This is a genomic window from Streptomyces sp. NPDC044061, from assembly GCF_056434305.1.
On sequence record NZ_JBWKFL010000091.1, the window covers coordinates 1 to 14,154 of the forward strand.

Annotated in this window: 11 protein-coding genes and 1 pseudogene; 2 read left to right on the forward strand and 10 right to left on the reverse strand. The window is 67.1% G+C overall.

Annotation, left to right across the window (positions count from 1 at the left end):
• Positions 1–191 precede the first annotated feature (191 nt).
• The 8 genes from AC07CM_RS48700 to AC07CM_RS48735 form a co-directional block, all read right to left on the reverse strand.
• Positions 192–836, reverse strand: coding sequence for a hypothetical protein (locus tag AC07CM_RS48700; RefSeq protein ID WP_478883020.1), 645 nt, complete (start codon positions 834–836; stop codon positions 192–194).
• Positions 837–856: 20 nt separating this feature from the next.
• Positions 857–2,716, reverse strand: a complete 1,860-nt coding sequence (locus AC07CM_RS48705) for a type IV secretory system conjugative DNA transfer family protein (protein ID WP_478883021.1) — start codon at positions 2,714–2,716, stop codon at positions 857–859.
• Between the two features lie 502 nt (positions 2,717–3,218).
• Positions 3,219–4,580: an ATP/GTP-binding protein gene (locus AC07CM_RS48710; RefSeq protein WP_478883022.1), complete on the reverse strand. Its 1,362-nt coding sequence runs from the start codon at positions 4,578–4,580 to the stop codon at positions 3,219–3,221.
• 6 nt (positions 4,581–4,586) lie between these two features.
• Complete coding sequence (locus AC07CM_RS48715; protein WP_478883023.1) at positions 4,587–6,077, reverse strand: SCO6880 family protein; 1,491 nt, start codon at positions 6,075–6,077, stop codon at positions 4,587–4,589.
• Positions 6,078–6,119: 42 nt separating this feature from the next.
• Positions 6,120–7,394: a hypothetical protein gene (locus AC07CM_RS48720; RefSeq protein ID WP_478883024.1), complete on the reverse strand. Its 1,275-nt coding sequence runs from the start codon at positions 7,392–7,394 to the stop codon at positions 6,120–6,122.
• Positions 7,395–7,396: 2 nt separating this feature from the next.
• Positions 7,397–7,783 carry a hypothetical protein gene (locus tag AC07CM_RS48725; protein WP_478883025.1) on the reverse strand — a complete coding sequence of 129 codons (387 nt, stop codon included), beginning with the start codon at positions 7,781–7,783 and terminating at the stop codon, positions 7,397–7,399.
• Positions 7,773–8,468, reverse strand: a complete 696-nt coding sequence (locus tag AC07CM_RS48730) for a DUF8175 domain-containg protein (RefSeq protein WP_478883026.1) — start codon at positions 8,466–8,468, stop codon at positions 7,773–7,775. Before AC07CM_RS48730 ends, AC07CM_RS48725 begins: the two co-directional genes overlap by 11 nt.
• Positions 8,469–8,566: 98 nt before the next feature.
• Positions 8,567–8,890: a hypothetical protein gene (locus tag AC07CM_RS48735; RefSeq protein ID WP_478883027.1), complete on the reverse strand. Its 324-nt coding sequence runs from the start codon at positions 8,888–8,890 to the stop codon at positions 8,567–8,569.
• A 362-nt stretch (positions 8,891–9,252) separates the two neighbouring features.
• On the opposite strand from AC07CM_RS48735, the gene AC07CM_RS48740 reads away from it, so the two are divergent.
• Positions 9,253–10,350: a M23 family metallopeptidase gene (locus AC07CM_RS48740; protein ID WP_478883028.1), complete on the forward strand. Its 1,098-nt coding sequence runs from the start codon at positions 9,253–9,255 to the stop codon at positions 10,348–10,350.
• A 49-nt stretch (positions 10,351–10,399) separates the two neighbouring features.
• On the forward strand, positions 10,400–11,146 hold the full coding sequence (locus AC07CM_RS48745) for a hypothetical protein (RefSeq protein ID WP_478883029.1): 747 nt from the start codon (positions 10,400–10,402) through the stop codon (positions 11,144–11,146).
• 100 nt (positions 11,147–11,246) lie between these two features.
• Here the strand turns inward: AC07CM_RS48745 and AC07CM_RS48750 are convergent.
• Positions 11,247–11,450, reverse strand: a pseudogene (locus AC07CM_RS48750) (helix-turn-helix domain-containing protein); the annotation flags it as partial.
• A 69-nt stretch (positions 11,451–11,519) separates the two neighbouring features.
• Positions 11,520–13,940 carry a SpoIIE family protein phosphatase gene (locus AC07CM_RS48755; RefSeq protein WP_478883030.1) on the reverse strand — a complete coding sequence of 807 codons (2,421 nt, stop codon included), beginning with the start codon at positions 13,938–13,940 and terminating at the stop codon, positions 11,520–11,522.
• Positions 13,941–14,154: the final 214 nt, after the last annotated feature.

Sequence of the window (14,154 nt, forward strand, 5' to 3'; positions counted from 1 at the left end):
CCGTGAAGGGCGTGACCATGGCGGTGAGGACCCGCCCGAAGGGGGTCTGCGGAGTCGAGGTCGGAGCCATGGGTAACACGCTACTCGGTGCTCAATGCGTGGTCTGCCCTCGGAATGCCGGGAAAGCCGGCACTGCCTGTCGGGCGGGGATGAGTCGCCGTCGTCGTTAAGGTCGAATGGGAATCAATCAGTCACGTGGCGGGCCTACAGGTGGCGCCCGGGGGGCCCGCCTCGAGGATCTTCTTGCGGTAGGCGGCGTCGGCGCCCCACAGGGTGCGGGACTTCGGGCTGTGATAGCCGTTGGTGCACTCACCGAGCCACATGCGTCCGATCCTCTCAATGCCGCGTGACCAGGCGTCGTGCCACAGGTATGGGCCGGCAGTCGCGTCGTCTTGGCTGCTGTAAGCAGATTCCCAGCCAGTCCAGAGCGCGGTCAGCTCGGCTACTACGGCACCGTGCTCCCACCAGCAGTCGTGCGGCAGCTGCTCAGTGGTGAGCTCATAGGTGTCGGACATGCGGATGACCCATGCGGCGAACTCATGCCACAGCGTCTCCCGGCCGACATCGCCGAGCCGGTGCCAGACCACCGGTGTTCCAGGGACCCGGGTGCCTTCGTCGTCCGCAGCGGCTCCATGCTGCCCCGGTCCGCTTCGGACAGCGCTGGCGTCCTCAAGTCGAGCCAAGCGCGCTGCGAACGAGGTGAGTTCGCTGTTGATGGACTCGAGCGCGTCAAAGAGCGGTCCTAGTGGATCAGGCATCGCCAGCAGCCCTCCGCTGGAGAGTTCCGGCCGCGATGCCCACTGCCGTCCCATGGCGGCAGGGGCGAGCGGCGGCATGTGGGGCTGCTCGGAGCCGGTCAGGGTGCATGGCTGTTCACCTTTGCCAGCGCCTCCTTGGTGGCGGCTGCGATTTCCTTGGCGCGCGCGCCTTCGTGGATGCGCTCGAACTTGACGCGGGTGACTGGTGTGCGCCGGTGTACGACCAGACCCTCGCGTTCCTTGATCTGTCGGATGTCTCCGGGTTCGAGGACGGCTCGGCGCCGGGTGGAGACGCTGACGGAGATGTTGTCGCCGCTGTCGCTGATCGACTCTGTGTCTTCCTCGAATTCGCCGGCGAGCGCGGAGTAGGTCTTGAGCTCCTGCTCGTCCGACACACCGCCGAGGATGATCTTGATGGTGGCGGCAGCGAACATCTTTCTCACGCCGAGTTCTCCCCAGCGTTCGTGGGCCTGGGCGAGGTTCTGAAGCACGGCGACCAGGAAAATGTTCTGGCTGCCGGAGACGGACATGAGCGACGGGATCTGGGGGAGTGGGGCGACGTTGGCGAGTTCGTCGCCGAGGACAGCCAGCGGAGGGTCGAGTCGTCCGTTGGGACTCCGGGCGGCGATGACCTTGGCGGTGTCGAGGATGGCCCGGCTGAAAGCGGCCAGAATCGGTGCGAGGGAGCTGCCTTCTTCCTCCTCGCCGATCAGAAACACCGTGCCGCCTTCGGTGAGCCACTTCGCGATGGAGAAGTTGGTTTTGTCGCGGGCGGACTGGCCGAAGATGGCGGCGACTTTCTGGTCGTACAGCGCGAGGATGCTCTGCTCTGCAGTGCGCCAGCTCGCGGACCGCTCCTCCGGGGCTGCCGCGTGCTGGGCGGCGAGGGCACGGGCGAGGTTGGCCTGGCCGTGGCCGGCCAGGATGTCGACGGGCTGCCGCTCAGTGGGAGCGGTGGCCCAGCGCAGTATGTCCATGGCGCTGAGGCCCTCAAGCGCGGCGGCGTGCAGCCAGCAGGTCATCAGCATCTGCGCGTTCATGACGAAGTAGCCGCCGTTCTTGGTTCCTTCGTCGCTCTTGGTGGTGCCAGTGAGTGTCTCGGCGCGCTTGCGGGCGACAGTGAAGTCCTCACAGCCGTCGATCAGGCTCCACTGCAGCTGGAGCGGCCAGTTACTCAAACCCGTCGGGTCCAGCACCATCACCGGCCCATATTTTTCACGTGACTTGGCGGTGGCGTACAGCACGTCCGTCTTCGACGACGTAGCAAGAACCGACCCGGGGAAGTCCAGGATCCAGGGCATGATCAACTGGCTGGTCTTTCCCTCACGGGGAGGGGCCACGATCAGGACCGTCTCCTCGAACGGAATGTACAACCGGACACCCGTAGGGATGGCCGTGCCGCAGAACACGGCGACCTCGGTCACAGGCACATCAGTCACCTTCGGTGGGACCGAACCGCGCCACGGCCGGGCGAGCCCCGAGCCCGCATCTTTCGACAAGGTCGGGCGCGCACTCGCCAGGCTGGGACGCAGGGCACCGAGCCGGGACAGTGCCTTCGCCTCGCCCATAGCGTCTTCGAGCTGGGCAGCGGTGGCGAGCCCGTCGGTTCCCTCGTCACGCCACGACCGCCACCGCCGCCAGCCGGCCCGCACGCCCCAACAGGTTGCGGCCGCAGTTGCGAGCAGCGGCGGGTAGAAGGCGAAGGGCCCGCCCACGCCCGCCCCGACCGGGTAGGCGCTCTCGGGGTGCAGGGGATGGGCGGCCAGCAGGGGAATGGCTCTGGCGGTCTGGTTCCAGGACACCAGGGCCGGTGCAGCATGGGCGAACAAGCCCGACATGACCGCGGCCGCCCAGGTCCACAAAGTCAGCGCCACAGCGGTAATACACAGTGCAATCCACCAGGCGTCCTTGTAGACATGCAGGCGCAGCCCGGAGTGCGGGGTGACCACCTTGGCCACTAGAGCCCACCCCCGAGGTTCGACACGGCGGCCGCGGCTGCCCGCTGCTCGGCAGGATGGCGGCCTTCCACGCATAGACCGGCCCGCAGGTGAAGGCCCTTCATCTGACCGATCTCCATGATGGCAACCCGTACTTGGAGGGCCGCACCATCCCGCTGGCCGGACCAGTCCTCACATGACTCCGCGCCTCCCTCGAGTACCGGGCACGCCCCTGGCCCAACAGTCTCAATCCGCATCTGTTCATCAACCGTCGGACGGCCCATCGGCTGACGCCGACCAGCCGCAACTTCCCATTCGTCAAGGCAGAGCTGAAGCCGCAGGCACTGCGGGAGGACCGCATCCTGCAGGAGATCTACGCGACCGGCGGCGATGTTCGGCGTCTGTGTGATCTGTTCGGGCTCTCCATCGAGGCAGCCCCCCGCTACGCGGACACGCTCGAGCACTGCGACCTGACCGATGACCGTGTCGGGGGTTCCGGCAACCGCGGGACGCGGTAGCGTGTTCAACGGGTCTCCGTCCGTGGGTTCATGGGAATCAGGGGCGCAGAAATCGTGAACTCACGCACCTTCTCGGTCATCTTCCGGTTGGTGTTGGTCAGCTCGGCCTCGGTGGCGCTGCGGATGTGCTCAACCAGGTGCATCCTGTTGCCGACCTGCCATACGGCCCGGCCCGGAGAGCAGCGACTGGCGCCGTCGACCAGGGCTTCGCGCGCCCAGTCGGGCAGCTGAAGGTAGTCCGCCGTGATGTCGGCCTCTGCCTTGTCCATGTGGTAGAGCACCCGGGTGGCGGTCAGTTTCAAGATGGCCGCGGCCTCGGGCGCCTCGTCGACCATCAGGTCTCCGAGGTGATGGAGGATCGCCCAGAACGACAGGCCAAGGCGGCGACCGTAACGGACGAATTCTTCAAAGAGCCTGGCTACAGGCCGATGCGAGAGGATGTGCCATGCCTCTTCAACGATCAAGGTGCGCTTGATGCTGTCACCCGGCCTGATCCAGGCGTAGCGCAGCCAGGGGCCGATCACACTCATCAGCAACGGCATGGCTTCGCCCTCGCGGGGCAGCCGGGTCAAGTCAAAGACGATGAGTCGTGCGTCCAGGTCGATGCCCGGGGTGGTCGGTCCGTTGAACAGCCCCGCCAGATCCCGGGTGGGGCTGCACAGTTGGTCCATCGCGAGGCTGGCCGGCTGACCCCACTCAACCATGTCCTCGGCGCCCACCTGACGCCGGCCGAGCATGGCCGGTTCGGGATTGGTGAGCGCGTCGTGGATGTCGGACAGGACCGCGACACGCTCCTCGGCACCGGCGCGGGCCTGTGCGGCAGCGTGGGCGACCGAGAGGGCGAACTCGCTCTCGCTGCTCAGCGGGCCACCAATGATCTCGACCATCGAGCAGAGGATCTTGAACTGGTATTGGCCGGGGATCCGCGGGTCCAAGGGATTCAGCCGTACCCCTTCGCCGTCCTCACCGCCGTAGACCAGGCGGATCGGGGTAACGCCGAGGGCTCGCGCGATGCTGTCCCACTCGCCGACCCCGTCCTCGCCCTGGGCGTCGAGGATGCAAAACGAGCGTTCCCGGAAGCGCAACTGTCTCAGCACGTAGCATTTTTCGAGGCTTGACTTGCCGAATCCTGATTTGCCCAGGACGAGCGCGTGGCCGCTTGGGAGACGCTCGCGGGCGCTCGGGTCGTAGAGGATGAAGGGGTCGTAGATGTAGGCCTTGCCGGAGTAGATCTCCCGGCCGATGATCACGCCCCGGGGGTCCGAGGACGGGGCGCCGACGGCGGGGTAGAGGCCCGAGGCGGTCGCGGAGGTGGTGCGCAGTGCGCGCCGTCTGGTCTGGGACTGGCGGCGTATGAGTTCGAGCACGGGCCTTCAGTCCTTCAGCAGTCCGGTGACCATGGGCAACGTATTGGCGAATGCGCGGTACTGCTCGGTATCGCACCACTCCAGCGCCAGCGACGACTTGACCGCGGCTGCACGGACGGTGTTGCGGTGCTGCACCAGGAGGTCGGGGTCGGGCGCGGTGACCGTGACCCATCCGGTGAGGCGTACGCCGGCCGCGCCGTTGGCGAGGTCGTGCATGGTGGAAGCGGAGGCCCCCAGCTCACGCTCCTCGCGAGGGTCGGTGATCTTCCCGGGGGTGTCGTCGGCCTGACCGGCCTCGTTGGTGACGTCCGCCATGGCGTCCTCGAGGGCCTGGTCGCCGGGCAGCAACCGCATCGTCACGCCGACCGTCAAGATCACATCGGAGACGTACAGCAGCAACGGGGCCATGAAGTTGATCCCCACGGGCAGCACCGGGAACTGCTTGACCCAGGCGGTGCTCGAATACCAGGGGTCGGCGCCCTCCCAGCTGCGGGCCGCCATACGTGTCGGGTCGCGGGCGTCCATCTCAGCCGGCCAGCAACTCGCGCGGTCCATGCCGCGGACGTCGTTGATCCAGTGGTCGGGCGCATAGGTGTGATGGATGAGCGAGGCGAGAGCGGGCTCATCCAGATTGCGCACCCAGCGCAACTGCGCACCGGACAGGCCCCGAATGAACTGCTCGATCTCCTTGCCCAGCACCTCGCCGTACCCGTCGTGCAGCGTCCCGTAATGGAGGGCCTCGGCGACCAGCTCCTGGGAGTAGGGGATGCCCAGCACCAGGAACAGCCGCCGGTCCTCTGCGCAGACCGACACCATGTCAACCAGCTGGTCGTAGGAATCGCTCAGCCAGGACGGAGCCGCCGGATCACGCCGGGCCGCAGCGTCGTGCGCATGGGCGTTGGGGTCGGTGGGCAGCAGCCGCGCCAGCCACTGCACGTACTGGATGCGGCCACCCGACTCCGCCGTCTCCTTGAGCAGGTATTCGTACGCGCCGATCAGCGCTTCCTTGTCCGCGCCGTCCAGGCCCCCGAAGTTCTTGGAGCCTTCGACCTCGATGCACGCAACGAACATGCCCTCCTTCGGCTGGAGCAGCACGGCCACGTCGCCGTAGGCCGTCTTCGCCCTGATCCATTCCAGGGACTCCGGCACGCCCACGGGCTGCGCGACCGGCTCCGGTGTGCCGTCACGGCGGCGGCCCGCCATCGGGGCCGTCGACTGGTAGAGGAGCTTTCCGTCACGCAGCAGACGCCGGTAGGAGCGGCGGATTTCGAACCAGCGCAGGAAGGTGCGGCCCTTGTAGGGGACCATCGTCGCCCAGAGGCAGGTTCCTGCGGCGCTGAGGCAGCCGAGTATCTTCAGGGGGACGCCGGGCAGAGCAGCAAGCAGGCCCACGGACAGAGCTATGCCGCCCAGCAGGACGAGTTGCTCGTCCATTTCGAAGCGGCGCCCCAGCAGACCGCGTGGACGCGGTCGGGGGAACGTAAAGACGCGGTCCATCGCGACTCCCTTCTCTCTCAATGCGTGATGGGGGAGCGGCCGCTAGTTCTCGGGCGGCGGGGGCAAGGGGGCGGGAGACGGAGGCGGGGGCGCCTGGCTTCCCGACCGCTGCCGAGGCGGAGCCGGAGGTGGAGGCGAAGCCGGTGAGGGGCCAGGCCTGGACCCGGGCCGTGGCCCAGACCGTGATCCGGACCGCGGCGGTGGCGGAGGGGCCGGGCGCCGCCCCCCGTCCGAGCCGGCGCCGGATCCGCCACGCGAGCCGCCGCCACGCGGACTGCCAGCACCCTTGCCGCCAGAGCCGCCAGCGCTGTCGCCGACTTCCTGGCCGCTGCCGCCGGTAGCGTTGCTGGCGCCGTTCTGCGCTGCCTGGATGGTCTGATCGCGCGCGCTGTCGATGCCCTGCTTGACAGCCATCACACCTGCCCCCACAGGACCTCCGGCGGTGCCGACCACGGTTCCCGCCCCACCTCCGCCAGGAGCTGCCTTCTTGTCTGCAAGCCGCTTCAAGTCGTCGTCTTTGTCCTTCCAGCCGGCCTTGGTGCTGCGGTGGCGCTGCGCCGCCTCGCTCTTGACCTGGTGCATGCTCTGGAGCTCGTCACCGGCGAAGGGCAGCCACTTCGCGACCTGGAACGGCATGATCAGCGCCATGAAGAGCAGCGCGAGGCAGGTGATGCACCCGCCGATGGCCTGGGGCAGAGTGACCTTGTCGACGTCGCTCCCGCCGTCGAGCATCGCTCCGGCCAGGGCCAGGGCCAGGTAGATGCCCAGCTTGCTGGCGATAACCCCGCCCATGACACCCACCCATTTGCGGGTATGGCCCCACAAATCCTTGTCGACCAGGCCCGAGAAGACCAGAGGGCCGAAGACGAGCCCCATCAGGATCATCGCGCTACGCACGACGAGCATGACCCACAGACCGAAGATGGCGAGCAGAAACATCAACGCAAGCGGGATGGCGATGACCACCCCAACTCCGGGCAGCAACACGATGATGGCCGCGAGAAACGTGAAGAAGACCAGGCCGCCGACGAACACTTCGGCGATGTAGTCGCCCAGAATCGCCTCTGCCGCACTGTCGACGAAATCAACCGTGTAAGCCACGGCGACCGGCATGAACCCGGCCACGACCACGGACATCAGCAGGTAGCCGACATTCTCCATGAGAGCCTGGCCCAGGGGCACGCCTCGGACTGCCCGCTTCACCACAGATATCAGCCACGTGATCATCGTGAGGACGGTGGCGAGACCGAAGACGAGCCCGTACAGGCGGAGAAAACCAGCGTTCCCCCAGTCGATCTTTGTACCCAGCGCCAGCATGGCTAGTTCCCCTCGCCCTTCTTGGGCCTCGGACCACTCTTGGGGACGGACGGCTTCTTTCCCGTCAGTTCCTCACCGAAGGCCTCGAACATGCCCTTGGTGCCGGCGCTCAGCTTCTGCTCGATGTATCCGAACGGGTCACTGGCGAAATCGACAGCCTGGCTCACACCGTCAACGACGGAGTCTGCACCAGAATGGTCGTAAAGCCACTTAGCGCCCTGCTCAGCCTTGCCGCATACGTAATGCCCACCCGGTGCATTGCACGGATGGAGCCCGCCGGGGATGGCCTGCGCCGTGGGAGCCGCGGGGCCGGCGACGACGATAGAAGCCGCGAACATGGCCGCGACCAGCCCCTTCGCGATGCGCCGCCGCGGGAAGTCAGCCTGCATAGCGGGGAGCCTCGAATTCCTCGTTCGCCAGGCGCATATCGCTGGTGGACGACGGGGACTGATCGTCCGCGACCATGGGGGTGGGACCGTCAGCCTGGTCGATCGTGGCGACCTTCCAGTCGCCGCTCTGCCACTGCAGGATCAGCGTGTAGGTCGACCAGGTGCCCGCGACCGGCATCTGCGACCTGTCCGTAGGGACGCCGACGACCTCGCTCATCCAGACCCGGACCGTCGCAGTGTCGCTCGAGTAGGAAGCCACGTGGGTGCCCAGAGGTGCGGCACGCATCACCATCTCGGGCGCCGTCTTTTCCGTCACCCCCAGCGACGCCATCAGGCCCTTGGCCGTCTGGTCGTCCTGCTGCCGCTGAGCTACCAGAGCGGAGGACGTCATCATCGTCTGGAGTACCTGGTGCCGCAGCGCCTCGTCGGTGAAGTACCCCGGAGCGGAGCGGGCCATCTCGTAGTTGACCGCTGCCGCTGCTGCCCCGTCCTTCGTGCGCGGATACCCCACCGGTACGCCGTTCTTGGCGGAACTCGCTCGGGCGCCGGGGCCATTACCGCCGGCCTGTGACGTGGGCGTGGACTCAGCGGGCGCCTGAGACAACCCACGCTCGCTGCCGCCGCTGCTGGACAAGGTCAGCGCTATCCCGATCGCGAGAACGACGCCGAAGATGATCGCCCCCATCTTCGCCCTGCGCCACGGAGATTGCGCACGGGCTCCGGGAACATCCGACGCCTTGGCCGTCAGGCTCCGTGTACCCGCCCGCTTCTGATCCCGAGTCATTAGATGCCAAACCCGTAGACGATGGTGAAGAGCGTCGCCATGGACGCCACGGCAAAGAGTCCGAGAAGTGAGCTGGCGACCATCGTCTGCCCCTTCTTCGTCTCCATCGTGTTGTGCTGCTGATTTCCGACCCGGATATGAACGGCGCCGACCACGGCGCTGCCGAGCAGGAACAGAATGGCACCCGCCATGATCACCCCAACCATGATCCTGGCCTTGGTCCCGATAGCACCGAACACGTTCCAGTCGGGCTTGATCCCGTTGACGAGGCCACCGATTCCGTCACCGGCTGCCAGTGTCACCAGTTGCTGCGATACCTGCACGAACCCCTCCCAGGCTGCGGAACCCCGCCCCAGTCCCCGTAAAAGACCTAGACATCCGGTCATCGACAGTGAGGAATTCTCCCGCATCACCGAATATTCCCCAGTCGAAGAAAGGTGGACGACCAAAACGCCTGCTCTGCCAACACATTGACGCATCGGCTATTCAATGCCCTAGAATCCAGTGCGAGTTGTCGATTCCCTGCTGCTTTCACTCGGCGCAGACGCTAGCGGCGCAAGCGCAGCTATGCAGCGGCGTCTTTACAGCCCTGGGACGTCCGCTGAACCGGGCCCACCCCATGGCACGGGAAATGCGGTTCCCGTCCCTCGCAGCGGGATACGCGTCGACGACTGGGGATCGAGACATGAGCACAGCCATACGCGTCGCCGCTGGTGGCGTCGCGGCGATGTGCGCTGGAGCGCTCTGCATTCCGCTCGCGCTGGGCGGCGGCAAGCCGAACAGCGGAACGGACTGGCAGGACGCCTGCACACCGAAGACCTCGGCCATGCAAGTGACCAACGAGACGGACGCCCCACAAACCCCTGGATCCGGAGGGCAGGTCACCGTCCCGCTCAACCCTCAGGGCAAGCAGCAGAGCATCAAATGGACCACTGAGCAGGAGCGCAACGCCAGCATCGTCACAAACGTCGCCCGCGGCCGCGGCCTGCCGCCCCGGGCGGCCGTGATCGGCGTGGCCACCGCGATCCAGGAGTCGATGCTCAAGAACATCAGGTACGGAGACCGCGACTCACAAGGACTCTTCCAACAGCGACCCTCGCAGGGGTGGGGCACGATCACGCAGGTCACCGACCCGATCTACGCGAGCAACTCATTCTTCGCGCACCTGGCGAAGGTCGACAAGTGGCAGACCAAACCGCTCACCCAGGCCGCCCAGAACGTACAGCAATCCGGATTCCCCGACGCCTACGCCAAATGGGAGAAGACCGCAGGCGAGTTGGTCGTCAAATTCTGGGGCAAGAACGCCGTGCTCACCACCTCCTCAGGCTGTGACCCGGTACAAAACGTCGGGAACTCCACCGACGCCCAAGGCAAGGGAGCCTGGGTTCTACCCGTGGAGAACTCCCACGTCACCACCCCCTACAACGCGGGCGGCGGCATGTGGTCCTCCGGCCGGCACACTGGCATCGACTTCCCGGTACCCCCCGGCACCCGCGTCCAGGCCGTAGGAACCGGCACCGTCGTCGAAGCTGGCTGGGGCGGCGCCTACGGCAACAACGTCGTCATCAAGATGAGCGACGGCAAGTACACGCAGTACGCCCACCTCTCACAAATCACCGTGACCACGGGCCAAACCGTCAAAGCCCGCCAGCAGATCGGACTGTCCGGCGCCACCGGCAACGTCACCGGCCCACACCTGCACTTCGAAGCCCGCACAGGACCCGCCTACGGCTCCGACATAAACCCCATCGCCTATCTCCGCAGCCACGGACTCGCTCTCTGACCCACCCGAAGGAGGAAGGCCTCCGGCACACCCCGCAGGCCGCAGCGCCATGCACACCAGCACCCGCCACCAGGTCCACATCAGCCACGACGGGCGGCTCCACATCAACAGCGAAGCCCAGCTCGTCCCCGACGGGATCGACCCCTCTCGCGTCGTCATCCAGGCCTTCCACATCGAGGCAACCGGCACCGGCCTGCCCGTACACCTCCACGTCCGCGACGACCGCAGCAACTCCCAGTTCGACATGGAGGTGATGCCCGACGGCACCACCCAGCCACCAGGCGCAGAACACACAACCCCGCAACCGCCGACGACCCGACCCGCCGGCACCCTCTTCGAACGAATCGCCGCAGCCCAAGCCGCAGGGCGCGCACACGACTTCGACACCGCCATACCTGCTGCAGACGGCATCCTGCAGCAACTCACCGTCGAGCAGGGCGACACGGCCCCCGGAACGCTCGAGGCCGCCCAGTTCCGAGCCGATCTGGCGTATCTGAGCGGAGACTATGCCTTTGCCACCGCCTCCTGGACCTGGATCGCCCTCGCCTGGTTCGACCGCTTGGGGCCAGGCAAACGGCGCACGCAGATCGCGGCGCAGAACGCGGCCCAGGCATGGATGCAACTGCCACCCCACGAAGCCGTGCTCCAGGTCACCGATCTGCTCAACATGCTCCTGGAGGTGGCGGCACCCGAACGCACCGCAACCATGAGATCTAGGATCGTTGACCGAACTAACGACATTACTCATGCAGGTCAAGAGGGGTTAATCCACACGGGGCCATCGTGGAGCCAGTAGCGACTTTCTTCGCCCCCTGCGGCTACTCATCCTTCTTCCACAGGTCCACCGCCTGCTCGTCTCTCGCGAGGGCTCTGCCCGTGTTTGGGCGGTTTCGCGGTGGTCCCGCAGAGGCGTGCGCGACCCTCCCGCGCTCCCGCCAGGCACGACGCCAGCGTTCCACCGACCGCTCAGTGACCCGCAGATCCTTCGCGATCACCGCGGTTCTCTCGCCACGAGCGAACCGTTCGCCCGCCTCGTAGCAGACCCGCTCGCGAAACCGCCGCCGCTCCGCGGTCAGCCCACCACCCTGCGCATACCGCATACCACCGGCCTACCGTAGGGATCCACACGTCACCCCCCGACAACAACCCGAAGAGCTCAGCAACTCCGATCAGGAGAGGGGCTGTTCGGTCCAGATGGTTTTACCGTCGGGGTGGTAGCGGGTTCCCCAGCGGGAGGTGAGCTGGGCAATCAGGAACAGACCGCGGCCGCCCTCCTCGTTGGTGCGGGCGCGGCGCAGGTGCGGGGCACTGAGACTGCCGTCGGACACCTCGCAGATGAGGGCGTCGGTGTGGATAAGCCGCAGAGCGATGGGGCCGCGCGCGTATCGGATGGCGTTGGTGACCAGCTCGCTGACGACGAGTTCAGTGGTGAAGGCCAGGGATTCCAGGCCCCACTCGGCCAGCTGGGCGGTAGCGAGGGTGCGGGCGTGGGCGACGAGGGAAGGGTCGGTGGGCAGATCCCAGGAGGCGACCTGTGGTGTTCCCAGGGCCCGAGTGCGAGCGAGGAGCAGCGTGGCGTCGTCGGAGTGAGGCTTGGGCAGCAAGGAATTCACCGTGGCATCGCAGAGCTGTTCCAGCGGTCGGCCCGGGTCGGCCAGGGTGCGGGTCAGCCGGCCAAGTCCGATGTCGATGTCGGGGCCTGAGGCCTCGATGAGGCCGTTGGTGTAGAGGGCGAGGAGGGTGCCCTCCGCGAGCTGCAGTTCGGTGACTTCGAAGGGCAGTCCACCCAGGCCAAGGGGTGGGCCTGCGGGAATGTCGAGGTACTCCGCCGTGCCGTCCGGAGTCACCAGAGCGGGTGGGGGATGACCGGCGCGGGCGAAGGTGCAGGTGCGCGAGATGGGATCGTAGACGGTGTACAGGCAGGTGGCGCCCAGGCAGTCGGGGTCCTCCTCGACAAGGCGGATGACCAGGTCGTCGAGTTGAGTGAGGACTTCGGCCGGAGTGAGGTCGAGGTCGGCCAGCGTATGGACTGCCGTGCGTAGCCGTCCCATGATGGCCGCGGCGTGCAGGCCGTGGCCCGTGACGTCTCCGACGACCAGGGCGACGCGGGCGCCGGACAGCGGCAGGACATCGAACCAGTCCCCGCCCGCTCCAGCGTGGGCCGCGGCGGGAAGATAGCGGTAGGCGGTCTCGGCTGCCGGGTGGCGCGGCAGATCATGGGGCAGCAGACTGCGCTGCAGGGCGAGGGCCGTGGTGTGCTCGCGTGTGTAGCGGCGGGCGTTGTCGATACACACCGCTGCGAGGGAGGCGAACTCCTCGGCCAGGGCCAGGTCCTCCTCGTCGAAGGGTTCGGGGTGCCGATAGCGGCTGAAGCTTGCCATGCCCATCGTGACCCCGCGTGCCCGCAGCGGAACCGCCATGAGCGAGTGGATCCCGAATGCTCGGATCTTCTCGGCCCGTCGCGCGTCACGGACCAGCGGCCCTGCGGCTTCCACGGTCGGCACCAGGACCGGCCGCTCGGTGGCCAGAGACTGTACCTGCGGCGTGTCCGGGAGATACGTCACCGTCTCGCCCACCGCGTACGCAGCCTCCGGCGTTTCGTCGGGGGTCGACAGGATCGAGCAGACGCCAGACCTGCGAGCCAGAACCTGCTCATAGGTCGGCCCCGGAGCTGGTTCCTCGCCCCGGATGGTCGAATCCAGCAGGTCGACGACCGCAATGTCCGCCAGCGCGGGAACCGCCGCGTCAGCCAGCTCCTGCGCTGTCCGCCCCACGTCCAACGTGGTGCCGATGCAAGCACTGGCCTCGTTCAGCAGTCCCAGCCGCCGCTGAGCCCGGTCACCCTCGGTGACGTCGAAGAACGTCTGGCACACGCCGAGCACCCGACCGGCACGGTCAGTCAGCCGGAACGACGCGGCCGACCACACATGCTCGCGGGGGTCGAACGGAGGACGGCCACGCACCTGGACGTGAAGATCCGGCTCGCCTGTGTCCCGCACACGACGCAGCACCTGCTCGATCTCCGCGGCGTTCACGTACGACTGGTCCTCACCGATGCGGCGGCCGAGGAGCTGATCGGCCGCCCCGGCGACATCACGCACTGCCGCGTTGTTCATATAGCGGTAGCGCAGGTCGGCGTCCATGACGGTGATACCGATCGGGGACTGGGCGAACAAGCCGTCCAAGATCGCCCTGTCGAGTTCCTCTTGTCGTACCTGATGCGCTTCGGCAGCCGTGACGGACCAGCTGGCGGCACCCTCTCCCCTCAGAGCCGGACGGACCCGCAGTGCCACCTGCACCTCGTGGCCATCTCGGTGCCGCAGGCCCAGAACGCCGTTCCAGCTGTCCTCGGCCGGGTGCCGTTCTCGGGCGGTCACGGCCGCCTCACGGTCCTCCGCTGAGGCCAGCAGCTCTGCCGCGGGCCTTCCGCAGACCTCCGAGGCCTGATAGCCGAGAAGAGCCTGCGCCTCCGGGCTCCACAGGGAGACGTCACCCTCCGCGTCCACCACCGCGATGGCCGTGCGGGACCTCTCGGACAGGAATCCCGACCCGCTGCCGAGTTCCGCACCGGTGATCTTGGGTATCCGCATCGGCGCCTACCCTCCGTCCGCCCCTTGCGTCCCTCCATCCCTCTTCTTCGGAGGGAATCCCCGCCTTCAGGCGGGGAGGGAATCCGATCCTGAGCCCTGCGGCGCGGAGCGCCGCAGCATCGCTTCGTAATGTTCCCCCTGCGGCCCGCGCTCAGTCGGGCCGCTTGTCGGGTAGGTGGGGGGGGCTTTTTCTCCGCCCCCCCCCCCAAAAACG